Here is a 21,955-nt window from a genome sequence, read left to right on the forward strand (position 1 = left end):
TATTTTTCGGGGGGATTACCCAAGTAGTTTCGTTATTAAACGTTTGCCACGAAAAATTATTACCAAATTATAAATTGGCTATATTTAAATCATTAGTGCTTACAATGTTTTCTATTTTTTTATTCTCATTATAAAAATAGGAAATATTGTAATTACTCGTTAATAAAATTTATTTTTCTCATTTTAATTTACATGAATCACCGGAAAGGTTGTCAGTCTTAAAGTTTTTTTTCATGTTTTTTTCATATTCCATATAAAAGTACTTTTCAATTTCTTTACTATTTATGATTCCATGAAAGTTAAGCAAATCTATAATTATTAATTTTAGTTCTTCCAAATATTCATAAATTTGAGAGTCTTTTCTAGTTGACCAAAGTAACTCAAGACCCTCGATAACTTCTTTTTCAACTGTGTAGTGGTTATTTATAAAGATATGACTTTTATACTTATCAAGTTCAATAAAAGCTGAATCAATAATAATATCAATACAATCTTTCTGTACTGTCGCGTCGAACTTTAAAAGGCTACAATTTTGAAATAGGATACGATACAGTCGTTGAGCTGATAGTTTAAGCCCTACTGATTTATATTTAACTTCAAGCGTATCAGTATAACTATTGAAGTTACTAAAATGTGAAAAGTAGTTATTAACAAGATTATTATGTTCAATCAAACGGTTGCTTTTGGCTTTCTGCTTTGATGAATGAAACCGGTTAAACATAACACCTAACGTTAAGGGTATTGTTAAAGCTGTTATTGGAAATGCGTAAAATTTAGCAAAATCACTTAGAGTTTCTGTAGTTATGAGTAGATCCTTATTTAAGCTGTATACTCCTTTCTGGTACAGGTCAAAGGTAATGAAAATAGCGAATATAAATATTATTAGTAGTGGGTAACCGACCCACTTATGGAATGAGCTGTTTTCGTGTAATGCGATATCTTCTTCTACAGGAAGGTGTTTTATCAGCCAATTTTTAACATTTTGAAATATTTTCACTTGAGAGCCTTTGGATTTTGTTATTGTATTTCATGGATTTAGGTGCAAAAATTGTTTTTTGTACCTAATGGTTTTTTCAATCACCCAACAGCTAACTTCCCAGCCTCATGCCACATTTCACTTGGCATGGGGTTGGTTAACTCCCACGTTATATTCATCGGCTGACTGCCGTTGTGGCTTTGGTATTTTACCTCGCCGTAGTTTACAAATCCCATGGTTCTGCCGTTTTCATCTTTGCCTTGCTCACGCACAAATAACAGGATAGTTTTGCCTGTTTGCTGGTGCTGAATATAACTTAGGCCACGGCCGTGTTCTGGGCGGGCGCTGTTTTGCGTTTGCCAATGGAACAGGGTAGGGCTGATTGCGTAGTCGTGATACAGCGTGGTTGGTGAATATGTTTTTTCGCATTTATTCAGTGTTACAAATAACAGCTCTAAGTTTTGGTTTTTAAATTCTAAAACGCCTTCGCGGGCGGTCGATTTTTTATCAAACGTGTGAGCCCCAAAAGCTGCGAGTATTTGCTGTCGCGTATAGCGGCTGTGTAATTTTATTGCGTGATTAGGTAAACACACTAAATCACTTTCTTGTTGGTGAATACGGTTTATTAATAGTGTAATTACTTGAGCAAGTTCGTGCTGTAGCTCTTTGTGTTTAAGTACTTGTAAGCTTTGTTCAAGCGATTTAAACCCTAAACTTGTGCCAGTGGTATCCCAAAAGTTGTAATGCGCCATAAGCGCGTACTGTTGGTTTTGTGCTGTTGGCATAAAGCTAAAGTTGTTATTACATAAATCACGTAAAAAGCATAAATAACTGATTGAATCGCAGCCGAGTAATTGAGTGTTTATAGCGCGGTAATACGCGGCATAAATATCGGCTTGATTTGCGGGTATTTCATCACCTTTTAACCAGTGCCAGCCGCCGAGTTTTTTATCTTTTGGTTTGTATATATCTTCAAGCGTGACTTGTGGGTTTATACGTAAAAAGTTACTTAGCGTTAGCGCGTCATTAGTATGTTGCGAATAGCTATTTATAAGCTGCTGTAAACGGCGTTTAGAGTTTATAGCTTGCTGAATATTTTTTAATATTGTTTGTTGAGTATGTTTTTGCAGCTCAATACGGCAACCCAGCGGTAAATGCGGGAAGTTGTTTTCAATCTCGGTTTTTATCGGTTGGGTGCTTTTACCAATGAGTGCTCGAAATTTACTGGCAAAGTCGTATTCTGGGCGAGCATTACCTACAAAATCGAGTACGGTACAGCATTGCTTTTGGCTGTTGTCGGGTAAACGCAAACCACGACCTAGTTGCTGTAAAAATAGCGTTAGGCTTTCAGTTGGGCGTAAAAACAGTAGAGTATCGACCTCTGGAATATCGACGCCTTCGTTAAAAATATCAACCACGCAAAGTATTTGTATTTCGCTTTGGCGCAGTGCTTGCTGTTTAGCCGCGCGCTCATTGGTGTTTTTGCTGGTGAGTACATCGGCGTTTATGCCTGCTAAGTTAAATTTAGAGGCTATGAATTCAGCGTGTTTTTGGCTTACGCAAAACGCGAGTGCTTTAATAGCGTGTACGTTGGTTACGATATCAGCAAGGCTCGATATAATTTTGTTAGCGCTGCTGTTCTCGCCTGTATAAAGGTTACTTAGCTCGCTTATATCGTAACGGCCGCCTCGCCATGTTATTTGGCTTAGGTCGGTGTCGTCATCTAGTCCAAAGTATTGAAACGGGCATAAATGGCGTTGATTTATTGCCTCTGGTAAGCGAATTTCAGCGGCTATTACTCCGCAAAAATCATCGAGTATATTTGCGCCATCTTGTCGTTCTGGTGTAGCGGTTAAGCCAAGCAATATTTTAGGCGTAAAGTGGTTTAATATAGCGCGATAACTGGCAGCGCTTACGTGATGTACTTCGTCGATTACTATGTAGTCGTAGTAATCATTGGTTAAATTGAGTGATTCAATTTGGCTGTTTAATGTTTGGATTGACGCAAATAATTGATTGTAGCGTTGTGGCTTGTAGTTACCGACCCACAGCTCACCAAAGTCGTTATTTTTAAGCACTCCACGGTAAGCGCTTTGCGCTTGTTTTAGTATTTCTTCTCGGTGGGCTACAAACAAAAAGTGAGCATTTGGGTTTTTATCGTAAACGGTTTTAAAGTCGAACGCCGATATTATTGTTTTACCTGTGCCGGTTGCGGCAACTACTAAGTTTTTAAAACGATTATGTACGCTGCGCTCAACACTTAGCTTTTCTAAAATAGCGAGCTGATGCGTTTTTGGTGTTATATCAAAATAAAACTGGCTGCTTGATTGCCCAACACCGCGTTGCTCGTTAAGTGAATTAATGAGCTTTTCTTTACACTCAACAGCGCCTGTAAATAGCTCGAAATCTTTTGATTCCCAGTAGGTTTCAAACGTACTTTTGGTTTTAGCTATTATGTGCGGGATTTCTTGTGCGGTAATTTTTAAGTTCCATTCAAGGCCGCTGGTAAGCGCCGAATGCGACAAGTTAGACGAGCCAATATAACCGGTATGAAAACCCGTATTGCGCATAAATAAGTAAGATTTAGCATGTAGGCGTTCTTGCTGATTGTTATAACTTAGCTTTACTTCGGTATTTGGCAGGTTTGCTAAAAATTCAACCGCTTTAGCATCCGTTGCGCCCATGTACGAAGTAGTAATAACTTTGAGTTTATTACCGCTTTTGGTAAATGCTTCAAGCTCATTTTTAAAAATGCGCAGCCCTGTCCATTTTATAAATGAGACAAGCCAATAAATAGTGTCGGACGATTTAATTTCGCGCTTTAGCTCGGTTTCGAGCGATATACCTGCATTAGCACCGCTAAATAATTCGCTTTGCGTAAGGCCTGTGAGTGGGAATATATCGCTTGAGTAATCTTTAAGGTTGGCGGCAATAGGGTTTTGGGTATTAAATAGCGCGGTAAGTATTCGGCCTTGGCTGTCGATAAGGTTTTCGTTAATTAGCTCGTCATCGCAAATATGATCTTTAAGCCAAAGTACAAGGCTGTTAGCTAGGCTAATTTGTTCTTGTAGGCGCTCGTTTGAGTTAGGAATGGCATCGATTGCATGCGTTACAAGTTTACTTAAAAAGCGTGAAAGCCAAGTTGCCGCTTCGGCCGTTTCAAGCTGGCGCTCGCCCACATAAAACTGATCACGATTTAGGTTTTGCTTAATTACTTGCGTAATTAACTGCTCGTAAATACCAATTTGCTGCATTAAAACCACTCCCTGTTTGCGAGTGGTTAGTTTACTTAAAAGTGCATTGTAAACAAGCATTAACTCATTATTGAATTGAAGGCTGTTGCCAAGCCATCCCCCCGTGATCACACCCGAAATTTAATTAATGATGAGTAATTAACAGCATGGATGCTGTTAAAAAGCGTTTACGTTCATATCATTAATTTAAATTGAGGAAATAGTGTGATCCTCGGGGCGCCGTGGCGTTCCAAGGGGCGGTCGGCGGTATCCGCCCCTTGTTTGCCATTGCCAACGCGATATAAGTAAATTATTTTAAAAGCTTCGCTTTTCGCGCGAGCAAGCTTTGCGCCTACAGGTGTTTGAGTGAGCTTTGTTTAAAAGCCAAAGCGCGATGTAAAATCGCACCTACGGTTTCGTTGAGAGTGGTGTTTAAATTAATGTAGGTGAGGTTTTATACCTCGCATTGTGTTTAGGCGTGTACAAGGTTGCAGCGAATAAACCCATCTACAAATTAAAAGCTGCGCTTTTCACGCAAGCAAGCTTCGCGTCTACAGGTGTTTGAGTGAGCTTTGTTTAAAAGCCAAAGCGCGATGTAAAATCGCACCTACGCTTTTGTTGAGCGCGGTGTTTGCATTGTTGTAGGTGAGGTTTTATACCTCGCATGGTGTTTAGGCGTGTACAAGGTTGCAGCGAATAAACCCATCTACAAATTAAAAGCTGCGCTTTTCACGCAAGCTTTGCGTCTACAGGTGTTAGGTGAGCGTTAAGGTTATATAAGCCAAAGCGCGATGTAAAATCGCACCTACGCTTTTGTTGAATGCGGTGTTTACATTATTGTAGGTGAGGTTTTATCTATGAATCTTTGTTTAGCTCTGTAATCGCTTTAATACTAAATGCGTGCATAGTTATGTAGTGTTGCTTTTTAATGATTGTTTTAACGATACTTTGATCAATATTTAAGTAATCATGAACAAGTGCATTTCGTAAGCCTATAATTTTACGCCATGACAGTAGTTCTGCCTCGCTCAAAAAGCCTAAATTAGTAAGTTCGCTAAATGTTTGATAGGCGTTGCTACTGGTACTACTTTTGTGCTGCTTAAGCCAATGCTTTGATAAACCAATACACACCTCGGTCATTAACTGTAGTAATCGCTCTGCAGCTCGGTAATCTCTGCTATTAAGTGAATCGATTTGACTGAGTTCGTCGAGTTCTTGCATATATTCGTCAATATGGCGTGTTACTTCACTTAAATAAAGTGTAATTCCGGTATCAGTCATGTTTACTCGCTATGGTTTCAAATTCGAACTGGCTATATATACGCTGCTGCTCTTTCATCGCTCTAACACTATTATTGCTTATAATTATTTTTCCATATTCAATAACGTTGAAAGCTAAATAACTTGGAATAATATTTATATCAACAATCGAAATAAGTTGTTCGTTAAGATTAAGTGCATTACTTATTTCAAGCTCAAGCTCTTTTGGTCTAAGGCGCTTATCAAAGAACTCCAGGTCAAAGTTTTTAAATGCTACGGCTAAGTCAATGTCACTATGGGGTTGTGCCGTCCCTTTTGCGTGGGAGCCATATAACCAAACCACGTCAATGTCGGTGTTTTGCTGCAAGTACTTAATTATTTTCTGTATAACTTCATTTGCCACGAAAAACTAACCATTGATAAAAACTGTAATAATAACCTATCAGTTTTCTAGTGAACATTAAAATTGATATTTGTTTTATTTAGGGCGTGTTGACCTTTGTGGGTTGAAATTTGTTCAATCTAGGGGCTATTTAATCGCGGCGCGAGGTTTGTAACCTAGTGGGCTCGGTGACTGCTTCTGCTTTACCCTACTGGCTTACATCCATGCAAGAATAAGTAAAAGCCGAGCAACAAAGAGTTAATTGTCCCTAAAAAAACCCAAAAGGCAGTGCATGTTTGGTATTTATGCTGCGTTATCGCCTATTTATGGGGAATAACCACACCACACCACACCACATAGACTCTGCCTTGCCTGAATACCAAACAGTCTGCTGCAAAATTAATCACGAAAGGTCACACGCCCTAATAGCAAGCTGGGCTTCTGCAGTTGCTTAAGTGAGCTATCAATCTCAAAGTGTCATTAACTTAGCTTAAGTAATTTATATTTTAGATTCGATTCTATTATTTATAAATAAGGTAAAGTTAACTTGTGGACGATAAATATACATTTAAACTCAAAAATAACTTATTTACTTCTGAATTATCCCACATTCATTTATGCATAAAAATAATTAATAAAGTTGCAAATAAGCTGAGTGAGCAAATAATACAATTACCAAATATGGATGCGTTTATTTAGGTTCGAAAAATAAATTAAAACCAAAAGCGCGATGTAAAATCGCACCTACGGTTTCGTTGAGAGTGGTGTTTAAATTAATGTAGGTGCGGTTTTATACCTCGCATGGTGTTTTTGTAAAAGCTAAGAACAAAGCGCGATGTAAAATCGCACCTACGGTTTCGTTTAATGTGGTGTTTAAATTAATGTAGGTGAGGTTTTATACCTCGCATGGTGTTTAGGCATGTACAAGGTTGTGGCGATAAAGCCCATTTATAAATTAAAAGCTGCGCTTTTCACGCAAGCAAGCTTTGCGTCTACAGGTGTTAGGTGAGCGTTAAGGTTATATAAGCCAAAGCGCGATGTAAAATCGCTTGTTTATTTCTTCTCTGTGTAGCGCTTAAAAGTAATGAGGCAATTAACTCAATTATTCGCCTCATTGTATGAGGCGAATAATTGACGTAGACTGAAGCTAATCAATTTTAGGACATAAAGACTATGTGGATATGGCAACAGCAAAACTGGCCAAACTTTACGTGGGATGATGCGGCTCTTGCTCCTTTACTAAGGGAGCTTTCATATAATCAAGGTTTATTAGTAGGGCGTATGGGCGTGCAAACTGCTCATCAAAAGCAGCAGGCCCTTGATACCTTACTTGCAAATATTATTCACTCCAGTGCGATTGAGGGCGAAAAACTTAATGCATTTTCGGTTCGCTCTTCACTTGCAAAAAAGCTCAATATTGATGAGCAGCCTTACCCAACAACTGTGCAAAGCGATAATCTTGCAGAGATTATGCTTGATGCGATAAATAACACAGACTCAGCGCTTAATTTAGAGCGAGTGCTTAATTGGCATCGCTTATTGTTTGCAGGTGAGCAAAGCTTGTTTACTAAAATTGAAGGCGGGCAATTGCGTGGTGACGAGCCTATGCAAGTAGTGTCGGGGCGCTTAGATAAACCGATATTACATTTTACAGCGCCTCCTAAAGAGCGAGTAAATAAAGAGCTTTCGCTATTTTTTAACTGGTTTAACAAAGCGCAAAATGAACCTCAAATAGACCCTTTTATTCGGGCAGCTATCGCACACTTATGGTTTGTAACAATACATCCACTTGAGGATGGTAATGGGCGTATTACACGGCTTATAACCGACCTGGCATTAGCGCAAGAACATGCTGAGTCAATTCGGTTTTACGCTATGTCGGTGGCTATTTTAGAAGACAGAAAAAGCTACTACGAAGTGCTTGAAGCAACTCAGCGTGGAGAGCTTTGTATTACAAAGTGGATTAAGTGGTTTTTACGTACGCTCAATAATGCGATACACCATACGCTTAATAATATTGAGCAAACACTTTTTAAAACCAATTACTGGGCAAGTAAAGATCAAACAAAGTTAGGTGAGCAGCAAGTAAAAGTGCTTAATAAGTTACTCGATGGCCAATTTGAACAGGGTATTAGTGCGAGTCAGTATCAAAAAGTGGCTAAGGTTAGCCGTGCAACCGCAACACGCCATTTATCGGACTTGCAAACGCTTGGATTCATTAAAAAAACCGCCGCAGGTGGGCGTAGTACACGTTACAAGGTTGTCCAATGAGGCAATTAAACACCTATTCGCCTCGCCATGTGAGGCGAATAGGTATTTAATTGTTGTAGGTGCGGTTTTATACCTCGCATGGTGTTTTTGTAAAAGCCAAGACCAAAGCGCGATGTAAAATCGCACCTACGGTTTTGTTGAATATGGTGGTTTAATTATTGTAGGTGAGGTTTTTTACCTCGTGAGCGCTTTATTAAAGCCAAGGCTAATGTGAACTCCCACCCATAGCTTTAATTTTTGCTTTTTGGATTAGTAATGTTGATGTGTTTTTTCACATTTATAGGTACACTCTTTTAAAGTTTTAATTCAGGGAATGAATAATGATCAAATGGATTTTACTGGTACTTATTAGCGTATCTACAACTTTGCCTCAAGCTGGTGAGGCTTACACACAAGCCCAATGCGATAGCATTAAAAAGCAGCGCGAAGCTATTCGGTCTCAATTTAGAAGTGGCTACAGTAATAAAGAAGGTGAGCGTTTAACTGCACGCGATAAAGCGCTATTTACATTACTTGCTAATCACTGCAGTAAGCCTAAAAAGAGTGGTAGCGCTTATCAGGCTACTTCTTCTACCTCAACTCGTACGCCTAATAGCAATTGGCTACTCAATCAAAAAGTATCAAACATGTCTTTGCACAGCGATAGCTATAAAGATGCTGCTAAGCTTGATGCTTGGTCAACATTTTATAAACTACCTAAACGTTGCCGTAAAAAAGGGATAGGGTCGGCCGACTTTGTGTGGTGCAGCGAATATAGGGGTAAGCAAAAAGATCTCTTTGAAGCACAGTGGAAAGAGCACCCATAAATATGTTTAAAACTAAATTACGCGTGGTGTTTGTATTTTTTGTGCTGCTAATTGCGTCGGCACTTATTGCTAATCATTTTACTGGACGGGTATTTAATTATAATGACCCAATTGGTGAGGTTAAACGCATATATAACTATCTAGCATCGCAAATAGTTACTGAGCCTTTAAGTACAAAACGGCCCGAAAAAGTAAGCACAACGACGTTGCAACATACGTTAGTGTCTGCCGATAATCACTTATCACAAGTTAACAATACGCGTTGCGTAGATGTATCGTTAGGTGAGGTTAAATATAAACGTAATGGCGATATATTTACGTGGACCGACAGTGAGGGCGTTCCTCATTTTAGTGATAAAAAGCCTGACTTTGCAGTAGCAACTTACAATCCTGGTTTTGTTGAATCGCTAGATTATTTTGATCTTACTTTAAATACACCTAATTTACCGTCGTCATTTAATCAAGAGTTGCGCATTAAGCTCAATACGGTATTTAAGGCGTATGGCCAAGTAATTGGTGTGCATGCGCTTAAAAAGGTGAAACTAAACCTAACGGTTTTGGCTACTCGCAGTGCTTACGAGTCGGTAATAAAGCATCGCGGTGGTAATCCTAAAAACACTGCGGGTATGTATTTTCACGGGAGTAATTCTGCTTTTATTCATTATGATAATGCACAAAGTGCAATGCGTACGTCGGTTCATGAAGCGGTGCATGCCATAAATAAGGCTGTATTGGGCTACACACCAAGATGGCTAAATGAAGGGTTTGCGGAGTACTTTGAGCTGACTAAAAATAATATGCAAACAGGTATTGTTGAACCAAATAGATCGTGGACAAAGAATAACAATATTACTAAAAGTGTATTTACAATTAATTGGTTAATCGGCTTAGAGGATACGTGGAAAAAAGGCGATAACAGCAAACTTTATGCAAGTAGTTGGGCTGCTATTTATTTTTTAATGGATACACAAGCAGGTAGAGCTTTACTAAAAAATATAATGCTTACTGAGCAACAATCACCGTGTAGTAAGTTGTCTGCAAAAAAGTTAAAAAAAATGCTGTATACGCAATTACCAAATCTTAAACGTGAGTATTCTCAGTGGTTAAAAATGCCTTTCAGGGCTCATAATTTTTAACCTGTCTGTATGTGTATTGATGAGGTTAATGAGCGGATTACGGTTATTTATGCGTTATTCATAGTAATTTGAAACTAAAACCAAAAGCGCGATGTAAAATCGCACCTACGGTTTTGTTGAGCGCGGTGTTTACATTGTTGTAGGTGAGGTTTTATACCTCGCATGGTGTTTTATTGAAACCAAGAACAAAAGCGCGATGTAAAATCGCACCTACGCTTTGTTGAGCGCGGTGTTTGTATTGTTGTAGGTGAGGTTTTATACCTCGCATGGTGTTTTATTGAAACCAAGAACAAAGCGCGATGTAAAATCGCACCTACGCTTTGCTGAGCGCGGTGTTTGTATTGTTGTAGGTGAGGTTTTATACCTCGCATTGTGTTTTATTAAAACCAAGAATAAAGCGCGATGTAAAATCGCACCTACGCTTTGTTGAGCGCGGTGTTTGTATTGTTGTAGGTGAGGTTTTATACCTCGCATGGTGTTTTATTGAAACCAAGAACAAAGCGCGATGTAAAATCGCACCTACGCTTTCGTTGAGAGTGGTGTTTAAATTAATGTAGGTGAGGTTTTATACCTCGCATGGTGTTTTATTTAAATCAAGAGCAAAAGCGCGATGTAAAATCGCACCTACGCTTTGTTGAGTGTGGTGTTTGTATTGTTGTAGGTGAGGTTTTATACCTCGCATGGTGTTTTATTTAAACCAAGAATAAAGCGCGATGTAAAATCGCACCTACGGTTTCGTTGAGTGTGGTGTTTGTATTGTTGTAGGTGAGGTTTTATACCTCGCATGGTGTTTAGGCATGTACAAGGTTGTGGCGATAAAGCCCATCTACAAATTAAAAGCTGCGCTTTTCACGCAAGCAAGCTTTGCGTCTACAGGAGTTAGGTGAGCGTTAAGGTTATAAGCCAAAGCGCGATGTAAAATCGCACTTACGTTTTTATCGCAGGCAGATCATTCTTTGGTTTGCATTTTTTTAGCGCGTTCTTCTGCGTCAATGAGTGCTTGTGATTTAGGTGCGCGTTTTTTTTCTTCTATAGTTGGCTTTTCTGCCGAATTTGGATCCCAGCTTTCATCAAGCGATAAGTTTGCAAATGGATTGCTGCTTGCTTTGTTTACTGTTTCTTTTTTTTCAGCTGCACTCTTTGTTGTTTCATGCTCTGCGTTTATAGGCCTTGGTGCTGCTTTTGGCATTACTTTTTCGCCTGGTAGCGGAGCATTTGGATCGAAGGTGCGTATTTCTGGTTCTTTAAAATTGTGCGCGGAACTAAAGTTGGTAAACTCTGGGGTCGCTACTTTTTTAGGTGTATGTAAATCGTCAGTAGTTTCGCTAGGTTTTAACGGTTCTGGGCTTGCGATAACCGGTTTTATCTCATTATTTATGAGTGTATTACTGTGCACGGTTGCAGAAGATTGTGTTGTTTGTTTAGGCTGTTTTTTTATCGGCTGAGCATGGGGGTCAAGTTCTTGTACTTGTGGCTCAGTGAAGCGATTGGCTTTGTTAACTTGCGCTTCAGTGGTTTTAGCGGCTGCTGCAAATTCGGTGTAGTTTGGTTCTGATTTTGGTTTTATTTCAGTAAACGTTGCTTCGTTTGTTTGCGCTAATGTTGTAGGCAAGACTTCGTCAATATTGTTGTGGTCGGCGTTTATTTTTTGTGTTTTATTGGCTTTTAATTGTGGCTGGTTGCTCTTTATTGTTTTATTTTCATCTATTATTTCAGGCGCATTGATTGGTGTTTGCTTGGTTGGCGCATCTTTCGTAGTTACGTTTAATGGTGGGGCTATTTTTTGTGATTTAAGTACCTGTGTTTCAGCTACCACAGGCGCAATAATTTCGGTTTTACTTTGTTTAGTGCGACGTAAACGTATTAATACCATCACAGCAATAAGTATTACTATTACAAATAATAAGCCAGGTAAAAGCAGCGAACTTTGATCTATTGGTGCAGGTACAATAACCGGTGCTGGTTTTACTACGGGAGCAGTTATATTTGCTGGTATTTTAACCTTTACAGGTACACTGCTTTTTAGTGGCTGTGTACTTTGTTGATCAATAACTGATTTGGCTTGAGGCTCTGCATTTATTATTACTTCATTATTAATATTTGGCTGTTCAATCGTGTTTGATTGTTGCTCATTTTCAATACTAACGGGCAGTGGCGTTTGTAGTGTTGCTGGATTTTGTGGCGTGTTAAGTGTTGGCTCCACAACTTGAGATTGCACTGGTGTTATAACCGGAGCTGTTTCTATTGGCGGCTTTGGGTATGTTTGGGCTTGTTTGGGTTTGTTACAGTTATTGTTGTAGTCGCGTATTGCGTTTCTGTATTTTCGACTTGTTTTATCACCACTATTTTGCTGTATTTCTTGTTTTATAAGTATGCACATGGCTTCGTTATATGCTGCGCTGTTAACGCTATAAAATAGGGCAAAACAAAAGGTAAGGCGTGTTAGTAAAGTGATCATAAAGGTAAATAGCGCTTAAACATTAATAGTTCGATTTTAAGCGCAAAACTAAAATTTATCTAGGGGCTGGTTATCTTTCGAGGTTGTATGTCTGGTATTTAGGCAAGGCAGAGTCTATGCAGTGTGGTTGCTCCCCATAAATAGGCAATAACACAGCATAAATGCCAAACATGCGCTGCCCCTAAATTGAACAAATTTTAATCCTGAAAGGCGACAGAGCCTAAAACTTACCGCGTTATTAGTCTATTACCATTAAGCTACGATACTCGTCGTAGGCAAATTGGTCGGTCATGCCGCTTATGTAATCTTGAATCAATCTACAACGGTAATAAAACTCGTATGCGGCAAAGTGATCAGGTTCCTCTTGCATGGCGTTAATGGCATGTGAGTAGCTGTTTAAGTGCTTTTTAGATAGCTTTTTAACTAATCTTGACTCGATTAATAATCGTGAATCGCCATTGAGCGCACGTTTAAAATCGTCGCTACTTAATAATAGTAATGGTTTATAGCAATCAAGTAGGCCGTTAATGATTCTATAGCCTTGCAGTTCGAGCTTTTCGACTTCTTTGTTTGAAAACACATATTTAAGCGCTACATTTTTTAATGCTTTGGTAACAGCATGCAGGTGGCTTCTGTCCTCTAAAAGGGCATGATTAAAGTCGCCATGATAAATCGGCTCTATGTTTTCGATAAAGCGTTTTGCCGCATGACTCACCAGCGGGTGCAGGAGTGAAACGCGCAAGTATATAAAAAATTCACTGTTAAAGTTATATGGTTGTGCTTTGGCGCGTTCGAGTGCGTAGTCTACGGCTTTATCTACAAAATCTAGGTGTTCAGAATCGTCAATGGTAAGATTTATAAGTGCTTTTTTATAGTGACTTTTAAGCTGAATGCATAATAGCTCAGTGCTTATAATATCTTTTTCTACAGCGTCTTCAATGTCGGCAAGACAATATGAAATATCATCAGCAGCTTCCATTATATAACTGGCTGGATGACGGCAATAAGGCTCTATGGTTAATTCTTTTTGTAGTGTTTCTACGAAGCTTTTTTCGCTGTAGTAATACCCAACTTTTTTCATTAAGTAGTTTTTATTTTGTGGTATGTCTTTTGTATCAAGGCCTGCTGGGCGGGTGTACTTTAAAATCCCCGCACTTTGACTGTAGGTTAGATTGAGTGTTTGCAAAGAGTGAATAATACGTATGCCTTGCGCATTACCTTCAAAGTTACAAATATCCAGTGCAAGGTGTTTAAAAACAACGCCAATGCCTGTATTTGGCTCTTTACAACGTTCGGGTGTAACGCTTAGCAAATTATTATTAAACCAATGATTTATAGCTGCTTCGCCAAAATGTCCAAATGGCGGATTGCCTATGTCGTGCATGAGGCAGGCCATTTCCACTAGGCTTTCTAGTGGGCGTTCTAGTCCTGTTAGGCCGTAGTCTTTTTGTTGTTGGTAGCTTAAATTAGCAAAAATACGCTGCACTATAAAACGACCAACTTGTTGTACTTCAAGCGAATGAGTAAGGCGCGAACGAACGGCTGCATTACGCTCAAGTGGAAATACTTGTGTTTTTTGTTGCAAACGACGAATAGCAGCACTGTTTATTATACGACCTCGGTCGCTTTCAAGCGCCATTTGCAAGTTAGATGTTGTGCGATACAAGCGCGCAGGGGTTATTTTTTTACTAAAATCAATAGTCATCGTTGTCCTTTTTTATTGTTGATGACTGGCAAAGTGAGTGCGCGGTGTCATTCTTTTTTAATATACTTACGTTAATATATACACCTAGATGAGTTAGGTACAGGCGCTTGTATCATTTGCGGGCAGTCAATTGTATTATCAAATCATTATTTTCAGTATTTAGCGCACTTTTAACTAGGCGGGTATTTATAATGAAGCAGTGGATCTTAAAGGTAATATCAATTTGCCTATTAACAGGAATGAGTAATTTTGCACTTGCAGCAAAAGAACAAACGGTGGTGCTTGTATCAATTGATGGTCTGCGTTGGGATTACATTGAAAAGCACGGTGCGCCAAATTTAAAGGCAATGGCCGATCGCGGCGTTCGCGCGCAAAAGTTAATACCTGTTTATCCTACTAAAACGTTTCCTAATCATATTTCTATTATTACGGGCTTACTTCCTGTCAATCACGGTATTGTTGATAATAACTTTTGCGATAAAGCCCGCAGAAATGAGTGTTACAGTATGGGTAAAGCACTTGGCGATAGCACTTGGGTAAAAGGTATTCCTCTTTGGAATTTAGCAAAAATGCAGGGGCTTAAATCAGCAACGTACTTTTGGCCTGAGTCGGATGCGTTATTTAACGGCATGACCCCCGATTACTTTTACCATTATTCTAAATATAGCGATTACCAAAGCCGTGTAGATCAAATTATTCAGTGGTTAAGTTTACCAAAAGCACAGCGCCCGCGTTTTATTGCAAGTTACTTTTCGTTGGTTGATAGCATGGGTCATGAATTTGGGCCAGACGCACCACAAACTCGAGATGCGGTTAAACAGCTTGATGAGTTGATGGGGCAATTACAAACTCGCTTACGCAAATTAGAGCAAGACGTAAACCTAGTAATTGTATCAGATCACGGTATGACGAGCGTAAACCCAGATAAAAGCATTGATGTAACAACATTGCCTCAAGATGAAAACTTTTTAGTTAAAAATACAGGCCCTCGTTTACTTATTTATACACAACCGAATGCTAAAAATGCTGATATAGCAGGCTATAAAGCGCGTTTAGAAAAAGCGGCTAAAGGACGTTATACCGTTTTAACTGATGAACAATTAGCAGGCTATCATTATAATAAAGGTACGCGTGTGGGCGATATCGTTGTACAAACCACAACACCTGCGGTGTTTACTAATACTAAAAAGCCGATGTATTTAGGTACGCATGGCTATGCCTATACCGATGACATGGCTGCTACGTTTATAGCTAGTGGCCCTGCTTTTAAAGAAGGAATTAGCTTAGATAAAGTAAGTAATCTTGATATTTATCCTGTGCTTGCAAAAGTAATGGGTCTTAAATTATTAAGCAAAGTTGATGGTGACGGTAAAACGTTAATGCCCGCTATAAAGCAAAAAATGGTTGTACATTAAGCTTTACCAAAAAAGAGCGCTAAGCGCTCTTGGGGGAAGGTTATAATGTTTATTTTTTAAAAGTGGGTAATGGATAACCCACTTTTATAAGCATTTATTTAAAATTGGCAATGCTTGTTTTAGTTGCTGTTACAGTGCGGATAGCATACGACTGGTTAGTTACACCAAATGGTATGTTATTTACACTCCAATTAGGATTAGAGAAGTAGTCGTATTGTGTTGCACTTCCATATACATGTGGATAGGCCATAATACTTGCAAACTCATTTTGTACACCGTGACCCATACCGTCAGTGTATACACCACCAGAAGTATCACCCTGTTTACGTGAATGTGCTAAGCCTTGGTTATGACCAAGTTCATGTACAAACGTAGTTGCACCACAATCAATAGCTGTAATTGAATACATGCGGTCGCTCATTGAGTTGTATAGGTTGCCGTTAGTACCTTGTCCAACCCATGCTAAACCACATGAAATAAGTCCATTTCCAGCACTTTCGCCAGTACCTAGTACGGCAATCATATCGGCTTTCCAATCGCTGCGTAAACCATCTACATAGCTGCTTTCGGTTACCGAATCAAGCCACTGCTCTGATGGTGTAATGGCATAGTCACCTAGGTTTTGTGTACCCGCTAAACGGAGCGTAATACCTACACCATTTTGGCTATAAACCTGATTTGTAAAGGCAATTAGCTGATTGATTTTAGTGTTGATATTACTAGTAGCCGCTGCTGACTGATCTGTATATAAAATACCGATATCAATAGTCTCTGCTTGTGCAACACTTGCTACACATAGTGCTGCTGCAACAGCGGTTGTAGTGATTACTTTTTTCATTATTGTATTTCCTTACTCTTAGTGTGGTTGATTTTTGGTGTTTAAAATATTGTCGCAACGGGTGCGCTCAAATTTTTAATTTGGTTAATTAGCCATCTATTTTTGGTGCAAATATGTCTACACCTTTTTCAATTTTAGGTTTAGGTGCCGTTACGTCATGCTCTATATGATTTTTATATAAATCACGTTTTGCAGCTATCCAGCCATACTTACCTTTACTTTCAAATACGTAATTACCCGAAGGTGCAGTAAATTGCCCGTATACGGCGTCTTTTCCTACGGTTAATACTGTGTTGTGCATTGCGCCATCTACGCCAACTACGCGGCCAAATATACTTTTATCACCGTTGCTTGATTCAATAACATTAGTGATCTCAGCTGTGAACGTTTCGGCTGTTTGAGGAATTGCTAAGTCGAAGTTTTCGCCCGCTTTTAATGCCTGCAATGAAGCTAAGTCAAATTCAATGTAAGCTTCATTATGTAAGTCAGTTGGTAACACTTTTGCATTTATAAGTACTTGTTTTGCTTTATTTGAGATGCGGTTTACAGCATCAAATTCATTAAATGTCATATTTTGTTTTGGGGCTGAAACCGCTTTGACATTAATAGGATCTTTACTCATATCAATAGGGGCTGGCGCATGTGTATTTTGTGTACGAAGAGTACTAACCGGCACTAAGTCAATTGCTACAGGTGCAATTGGTTCTGCAGTGTGGTCGGTATGAATAAATAGTTCATAAAGTGCAAATGCCGACAAGGGAATGGCAATAATTAAGACTGCAACTTTTTTCATCTGTTTCTCTTTTGGTGTTTTAAGTTAACTATTTGTTACGTTTTATAGCATAAATTAGATTAGATCAAGCGAATAAATGTAATCAAAAAGTGTTAAGCACTTTATTTTTAAATCCCTTATTAAACTTATGGTTATTTTTTATAGGTACAAATGTTGAGTGGTTATGTACTGATTTTTCCAGTGTTTTGGCGGGCTTTAGATTGTTTGTGATAACTTTTTTATTCTGTTTAATACAATAGTTTTATGTTGGTTTGGTCATTAATTTAGGTAAAAAATAAAAATGAATTTATTTCACTTTTTGTAGCGTAATAGTTAATTGCAAAGAAAATATTAGCCACGTATGTTGTGTACATAAAAATAAATATTAGAGGGATTTATGGCGGTTTCTGATCAGTTGCTTAATCGAATTACAGCAGGACTCGTAGCGGTTATTATTGGCTTTTCGAGTTCAATTGCGTTGATTTACCAAGTCGTAATTACCCTAGGAGGCACTCCTGATTTAGTTGCCAGCTGGATTTTAATGCTTGGTTTGGTTATGGGGCTTAGTTCCATTGGTTTATCGTATTATTATAAAGTGCCGGTATTAATTGCATGGTCTACTACTGGGGCTGCATTACTTATTTCAAGCGCTCAAGGGTATAACTTGAATGAAGCGATTGGTGCATTTATGTTATCGGCGTTGTTAGTTTTTTTGTCAGGCATAACGGGCTGGTTTGAAAAAATAATGAACCGTATTCCCAGTGAACTAGCATGTGCCATGCTTGCTGGTGTACTTGTTACGTTTGGCATTGACGTGTTTAATTTCATGAACGACATGCCTTTAGTGATTGGCTTAATGGTACTTATGTACTTTGTAGGTAAGCGATTTTTTGCCCGCTTTGCAATGCTTAGTGTACTTATTGTGGGTGTGTTACTGGCGTGGAGTATGGGAAATATTGATACGACTGCATTGCATTGGAAAATGAGCCAATTTACTTACACCGCTCCCATGTTTAACTTACAAGCATGTATTAGCATTGGTTTACCACTTTATATTGTCACCATGACGTCGCAAAATTTGCCCGGTATAGCCGTCCTCAAAGCACATAATTATAAGGTACCTATTTCTGCATCACTTAATGTGACAGGCTTCATTAATATTATAACTGCACCATTTGGGGCATATTCTATAAATTTAGCTGCAATAACCGCCGCTATTTGCATGAGCGAAGAAGCGGATAAAAACCCTGATAAGCGTTATTGGGCAAGTATTGCTGGTGGTGTTTTTTATATAATAATGGCGTTATGTGCAGCAACGTTAGTTGGGCTAGTTGCAACTTTACCACAAGCACTTATTTTGGCACTTGCAGGTATTGCACTGTTTGGCACTATTGCGAATAGTTTGCAGCAAGCATTGAATGGCTCGCAATATACTGAAGCTGCCATTGTAACATTTTTAGTTACAGCGTCAGATTTAACGCTGCTCTCGGTCGGATCTGCTTTTTGGGGAATTATCGCAGGTGTGTGCACGGTAATGATTACCCGAAAGGATTGAGTTAATACTTAATTGTTGTAGGTGAGGTTTTATACCTCGCTAATTTTTATGTTTTTACAAGCGCGAAGTAAATTCGCACCTACAAGTTGGGTGCTTAATTGTTGTAGGTGAGGTTTTATACCTCGCTAATTTTTAAGCTTTTACATGCGCGAAGTAAATTCGTACCTATAAGTTGAGTGTTTGATTGTTGTAGGTGAGGTTTTATACCTCGCTAATTTTTAAGCTTTTACATGCGCGAAGTAAATTCGCACCTATAAGTTGGGTGCTTAATTGTTGTAGGTGAGGTTTTATACCTCGCTAATTTTTAAATTTTTGCATGCGCGAAGTAAATTTGCATCTACAAGTTGGGTGCTTAATTGTTGTAGGTGAGGTTTTATAAAATAAAAAGCGGTGTTAATGCTAACACCGCTTAAAAGTCACTATTTACTCGCAGTTATGAACGTTTATAACATCGGTTTTAGTACATCATATATGGCTTCAATGTGATCGTCTCGGTCATTGAGTGCCGCAATGTAACGGTATTTTTCGCCACCAGCTTCTTCAAAAATTTCACGATTTTCGCCTTCAAGTTCTTCAAGTGTTTCGAGGCAGTCAGCACTAAAAGCAGGGCTTATAATCGCTATGTCTTTAATTCCCTCACTTGGTAGGCTTTGAAGTGTTGCATCGGTATAAGGTTTTAACCATTCAGCTTTGCCAAAGCGGCTCTGAAACGTACTAATTACTTTATCTTTATCCAAGCCTAACTTTTCTACTACTAAGCGGGTCGTTTGTAAACACAAACAATGATACGGGTCGCCTCGTTCTAAGAATAGTTTAGGCATGCCGTGGTACGAAAAAACCAATTTTTGTGGTATGCCGTTGGCTTCTAAATCTTCACTGATGCTGTTTGCAAGCGATTCAATATAGCGTGTATTTTTATGATAGCCGTTTATAAAATGTAGCTCTGGTACCCAGCGCCATTTACGCAGTACGTTTGATACAGCATCAAACGTAGAACCCGTAGTTGGGCTCGAATATTGTGGATACATTGGCATTATAACAATACGTGTTAACCCCTTTTCACGTAAGGCTTCAAGGCCAGCTTCAATAGATGGATTGCCGTAGCGCATTGCCATAACAACTTCGGTATTGGTGTAGCCTTTTTCTTTTAGTAGGGTATTTAACTTAATACTTTGCTGGCGTGTAATATGGGTTAGTGGTGATCCGTTTTCGGTCCATATACTTTCATATAATTTGGCTGAACGCTTAGGGCGGACTCGTAAAATAATACCATGCAAAATAATCATCCATACTAGGCGTGGTATTTCTACAATACGGGGGTCTGATAAAAACTCTCGTAAGTAAATACGCAGTGCTGCAGCCGTCGGCGCATCAGGACTACCTAAGTTGGTAAGCAATATTCCCGTTTTTTGGTTAAAACGCTGATCGTGGGGATTGTCGGTAACGGCAGAAAATCGCGACACGGTGTGCTCCTTCAAGCAAAGTCATTAATTTATTTTAGACACATTGTAACGAAAAAAACTGCGATTTAGATCAATCATTTAGCGGTTTTAACCATTATTCTAAATGGAGTCGGCTTTTTGGCTTCAAGCTGTTGCAGTTTTTCGATTGATTTGCGGCTAAATATATGGCCTTTTGGTAATAGCATTATGCCTGTGTGGCTATGCAGAGCGTGTCCTAAAATCATGTTCTCTTTAAGTTCGCTAGCATTACAAATAAGTATTGAGCCAGCTGAGCTTTTTTGCTCACGCATTTTTGTTTGACTAGCCTCAAGAGCACGTACAATTTTAGGGTGATAAAATGTACCGCTATAAAGCTTTACAGTATCGAGCGCATGTACATGGCGGTCTTGTTCATTTGCGGCATTACTTTGTTCAAAAGCATCCCAGTAATCACGCGCTAAACCCAACACCATTGCGCCAATCGGTATATCGTTACCGGCTAAACCTTTTGGCATGCCATTCCCGTTATAACGCTCAAACTGATGGTAAATAGCGTCAGAAACATCATGTAAATGTGTTGCTGGCATTAGCATTAATTGCGCTGTGCTTGGGTGCGTATAAAATGTTTTACGCTGCGACTCGCTTAATTTATTGACTGGTTTTTTATAAAGATCAGGATCCATGGCAAGTAACCCTATTTGCGCTAAGTAGCCAGCCATCGGCGCAAGATCGATACTTTTCTGCGATAAATTTAAATAGAGCGCTATTTGGGTGCAGGTATTGGCAATGTTTTGTGCCCTATTTCCATCGAGATAAGGGTTTGCATTTATAAAGTTATATAAAAGCTCGACGGTTGATTTATGCTCTATTTTTTCTCGTTCACTTGCTTCTTCTAATTGTTTTAAAACTTGTTTGATTTGTTTAGTTCGTTTTTCTACGCGTTGTTCAAGATCATTGTTTAATTCGATAAGTTCTAAGTTTTGAGTTTTTACTTGTTCTTCAAGTATTTGATTTTGTTTTTTTAGCTGAAATTTTTCAAGGCTATTATTAATGCTGCCAAGTAGCAGATCGTTTTGCCAAGGCTTTTGGATATAACCGCTTATTTGACCTTGGTTAACTGCGGCTAAGGTCGTTTCTATGTCGGCATACCCTGTTAATAAAATACGCTGTGTGTCAGGCGCTAGCTTACGGGCTTGCTCTAAAAACTGTGCGCCATTCATTTTTGGCATGCGCATATCGCTGATGATTAAGCCAAATTCGTGGCTTTTTAAATGTGTTAAAGCTGTTTCGGGGTTACTGCACGCGATCGCCGTTAGTTTGTTTGTTTTTAGTAAACGGGTGAGTGAACGCAATACTATTTCATCATCGTCAACGCATAGTACATCAATGTGAGTCATGGCAGCTTTTTTAGCTGTGTCTGTCATAGCTTTATCCTTACAAGTCAATAATGTATTTTTTATTTAAGATTACTTTATTAAAGCGTAGCTCAAAAAATCACTCCAGTTACATAATTGTCAAAGATGATTAGGGCGCGTTGATCTTTGTGGATTAAAATTAGTCCCTAGAAAGAACCTTTCGGGCAGCGCATGTTTGTTATTTATGCTGCGTTATCGACTACTTATGGATAATAACCACACTACATGGCCTTGCCTAAAAACCAAGCAGTCTACTGCAAGTTCAACCACCAAAGAGCAACACGCCCTAAA

General features: G+C 38.9%; 15 protein-coding genes. 5 read left to right on the forward strand and 10 right to left on the reverse strand.

The features are described 5' to 3' along the window. Positions 1 to 178: 178 nt before the first annotated feature. The 4 genes from DO88_RS16805 to mntA all read right to left on the reverse strand — a co-directional run bounded on the left by DO88_RS16805 (position 179) and on the right by mntA (position 5,872). Complete coding sequence (locus DO88_RS16805) at positions 179 to 997, reverse strand: hypothetical protein (RefSeq protein WP_033037878.1); 819 nt, start codon at positions 995 to 997, stop codon at positions 179 to 181. An 80-nt stretch (positions 998 to 1,077) separates the two neighbouring features. After that, on the reverse strand, positions 1,078 to 4,230 hold the full coding sequence (locus DO88_RS16800) for a DUF3427 domain-containing protein (RefSeq protein WP_033037936.1): 3,153 nt from the start codon (positions 4,228 to 4,230) through the stop codon (positions 1,078 to 1,080). A gap of 834 nt (positions 4,231 to 5,064) precedes the next feature. Continuing rightward, entirely contained in the window at positions 5,065 to 5,490 is a 426-nt protein-coding gene (gene hepT, locus DO88_RS16795; protein ID WP_033037879.1) for a type VII toxin-antitoxin system HepT family RNase toxin, read from the reverse strand. Continuing rightward, positions 5,483 to 5,872: a type VII toxin-antitoxin system MntA family adenylyltransferase antitoxin gene (gene mntA, locus DO88_RS16790; protein WP_033037881.1), complete on the reverse strand. Its 390-nt coding sequence runs from the start codon at positions 5,870 to 5,872 to the stop codon at positions 5,483 to 5,485. Before mntA ends, hepT begins: the two co-directional genes overlap by 8 nt. A gap of 1,152 nt (positions 5,873 to 7,024) precedes the next feature. On the opposite strand from mntA, the gene DO88_RS16785 reads away from it, so the two are divergent. The 3 genes from DO88_RS16785 (at position 7,025) to DO88_RS16775 (ending at position 10,064) form a co-directional block, all read left to right on the forward strand. After that, positions 7,025 to 8,122, forward strand: coding sequence for a Fic family protein (locus tag DO88_RS16785; protein ID WP_033037883.1), 1,098 nt, complete (start codon positions 7,025 to 7,027; stop codon positions 8,120 to 8,122). A 320-nt stretch (positions 8,123 to 8,442) separates the two neighbouring features. After that, positions 8,443 to 8,928, forward strand: coding sequence for a hypothetical protein (locus tag DO88_RS16780; protein ID WP_033037885.1), 486 nt, complete (start codon positions 8,443 to 8,445; stop codon positions 8,926 to 8,928). Between the two features lie 2 nt (positions 8,929 to 8,930). Then, positions 8,931 to 10,064, forward strand: a complete 1,134-nt coding sequence (locus DO88_RS16775; protein ID WP_033037887.1) for a DUF1570 domain-containing protein — start codon at positions 8,931 to 8,933, stop codon at positions 10,062 to 10,064. A gap of 949 nt (positions 10,065 to 11,013) precedes the next feature. Here DO88_RS16775 and DO88_RS16770 read toward each other — a convergent pair. Next, positions 11,014 to 12,522 carry a hypothetical protein gene (locus DO88_RS16770; protein WP_033037891.1) on the reverse strand — a complete coding sequence of 503 codons (1,509 nt, stop codon included), beginning with the start codon at positions 12,520 to 12,522 and terminating at the stop codon, positions 11,014 to 11,016. A 238-nt stretch (positions 12,523 to 12,760) separates the two neighbouring features. Beyond that, the gene (gene dgt / locus DO88_RS16765; protein ID WP_033037893.1) at positions 12,761 to 14,227 is read right to left on the reverse strand and encodes a dGTPase; all 1,467 of its coding nucleotides are present in this window, start codon (positions 14,225 to 14,227) and stop codon (positions 12,761 to 12,763) included. A 191-nt stretch (positions 14,228 to 14,418) separates the two neighbouring features. Between dgt and DO88_RS16760 the strand changes: the two genes are divergently transcribed. Beyond that, positions 14,419 to 15,642 (forward strand): alkaline phosphatase family protein, encoded by a 1,224-nt coding sequence (locus tag DO88_RS16760; RefSeq protein WP_033037894.1) that lies wholly within the window; start codon positions 14,419 to 14,421, stop codon positions 15,640 to 15,642. Between the two features lie 94 nt (positions 15,643 to 15,736). On the opposite strand, the gene DO88_RS16755 is transcribed toward DO88_RS16760, so the two are convergent. Then, on the reverse strand, positions 15,737 to 16,480 hold the full coding sequence (locus tag DO88_RS16755) for a reprolysin-like metallopeptidase (RefSeq protein ID WP_007378991.1): 744 nt from the start codon (positions 16,478 to 16,480) through the stop codon (positions 15,737 to 15,739). An 88-nt stretch (positions 16,481 to 16,568) separates the two neighbouring features. After that, a complete protein-coding gene (locus DO88_RS16750; protein ID WP_007378992.1) occupies positions 16,569 to 17,273 on the reverse strand; it encodes a hypothetical protein in 705 nt (234 codons plus the stop codon). A gap of 376 nt (positions 17,274 to 17,649) precedes the next feature. Between DO88_RS16750 and DO88_RS16745 the strand changes: the two genes are divergently transcribed. Further along, positions 17,650 to 18,807: a benzoate/H(+) symporter BenE family transporter gene (locus tag DO88_RS16745; RefSeq protein ID WP_008139254.1), complete on the forward strand. Its 1,158-nt coding sequence runs from the start codon at positions 17,650 to 17,652 to the stop codon at positions 18,805 to 18,807. A gap of 443 nt (positions 18,808 to 19,250) precedes the next feature. Here DO88_RS16745 and hemH read toward each other — a convergent pair whose 3' ends face one another. Further along, positions 19,251 to 20,270 (reverse strand): ferrochelatase, encoded by a 1,020-nt coding sequence (gene hemH, locus DO88_RS16740; RefSeq protein WP_033037896.1) that lies wholly within the window; start codon positions 20,268 to 20,270, stop codon positions 19,251 to 19,253. A gap of 74 nt (positions 20,271 to 20,344) precedes the next feature. Beyond that, positions 20,345 to 21,673 carry an HD domain-containing phosphohydrolase gene (locus DO88_RS16735; protein ID WP_007377405.1) on the reverse strand — a complete coding sequence of 443 codons (1,329 nt, stop codon included), beginning with the start codon at positions 21,671 to 21,673 and terminating at the stop codon, positions 20,345 to 20,347. Positions 21,674 to 21,955 lie beyond the last annotated feature (282 nt).

The organism is Pseudoalteromonas sp. S3431 (assembly GCF_000690035.1).
Classification (GTDB): domain Bacteria; phylum Pseudomonadota; class Gammaproteobacteria; order Enterobacterales; family Alteromonadaceae; genus Pseudoalteromonas; species Pseudoalteromonas fuliginea.

Bases quoted from the DNA above. Each gene is read 5' to 3' on its own strand.
- DO88_RS16800 (WP_033037936.1), bottom strand. From the start codon at position 4,230: ATGCAGCAAATTGGTATTTACGAGCAGTTAATTACGCAAGTAATTAAG.
- hepT (WP_033037879.1), bottom strand. From the start codon at position 5,490: ATGACTGATACCGGAATTACACTTTATTTAAGTGAAGTAACACGCCAT.
- DO88_RS16785 (WP_033037883.1), top strand. From the start codon at position 7,025: ATGTGGATATGGCAACAGCAAAACTGGCCAAACTTTACGTGGGATGAT.
- DO88_RS16780 (WP_033037885.1), top strand. From the start codon at position 8,443: ATGATCAAATGGATTTTACTGGTACTTATTAGCGTATCTACAACTTTG.
- DO88_RS16775 (WP_033037887.1), top strand. From the start codon at position 8,931: ATGTTTAAAACTAAATTACGCGTGGTGTTTGTATTTTTTGTGCTGCTA.
- DO88_RS16770 (WP_033037891.1), bottom strand. From the start codon at position 12,522: ATGATCACTTTACTAACACGCCTTACCTTTTGTTTTGCCCTATTTTAT.
- dgt (WP_033037893.1), bottom strand. From the start codon at position 14,227: ATGACTATTGATTTTAGTAAAAAAATAACCCCTGCGCGCTTGTATCGC.
- DO88_RS16760 (WP_033037894.1), top strand. From the start codon at position 14,419: ATGAAGCAGTGGATCTTAAAGGTAATATCAATTTGCCTATTAACAGGA.
- DO88_RS16755 (WP_007378991.1), bottom strand. From the start codon at position 16,480: ATGAAAAAAGTAATCACTACAACCGCTGTTGCAGCAGCACTATGTGTA.
- DO88_RS16750 (WP_007378992.1), bottom strand. From the start codon at position 17,273: ATGAAAAAAGTTGCAGTCTTAATTATTGCCATTCCCTTGTCGGCATTT.
- DO88_RS16745 (WP_008139254.1), top strand. From the start codon at position 17,650: ATGGCGGTTTCTGATCAGTTGCTTAATCGAATTACAGCAGGACTCGTA.
- DO88_RS16735 (WP_007377405.1), bottom strand. From the start codon at position 21,673: ATGACAGACACAGCTAAAAAAGCTGCCATGACTCACATTGATGTACTA.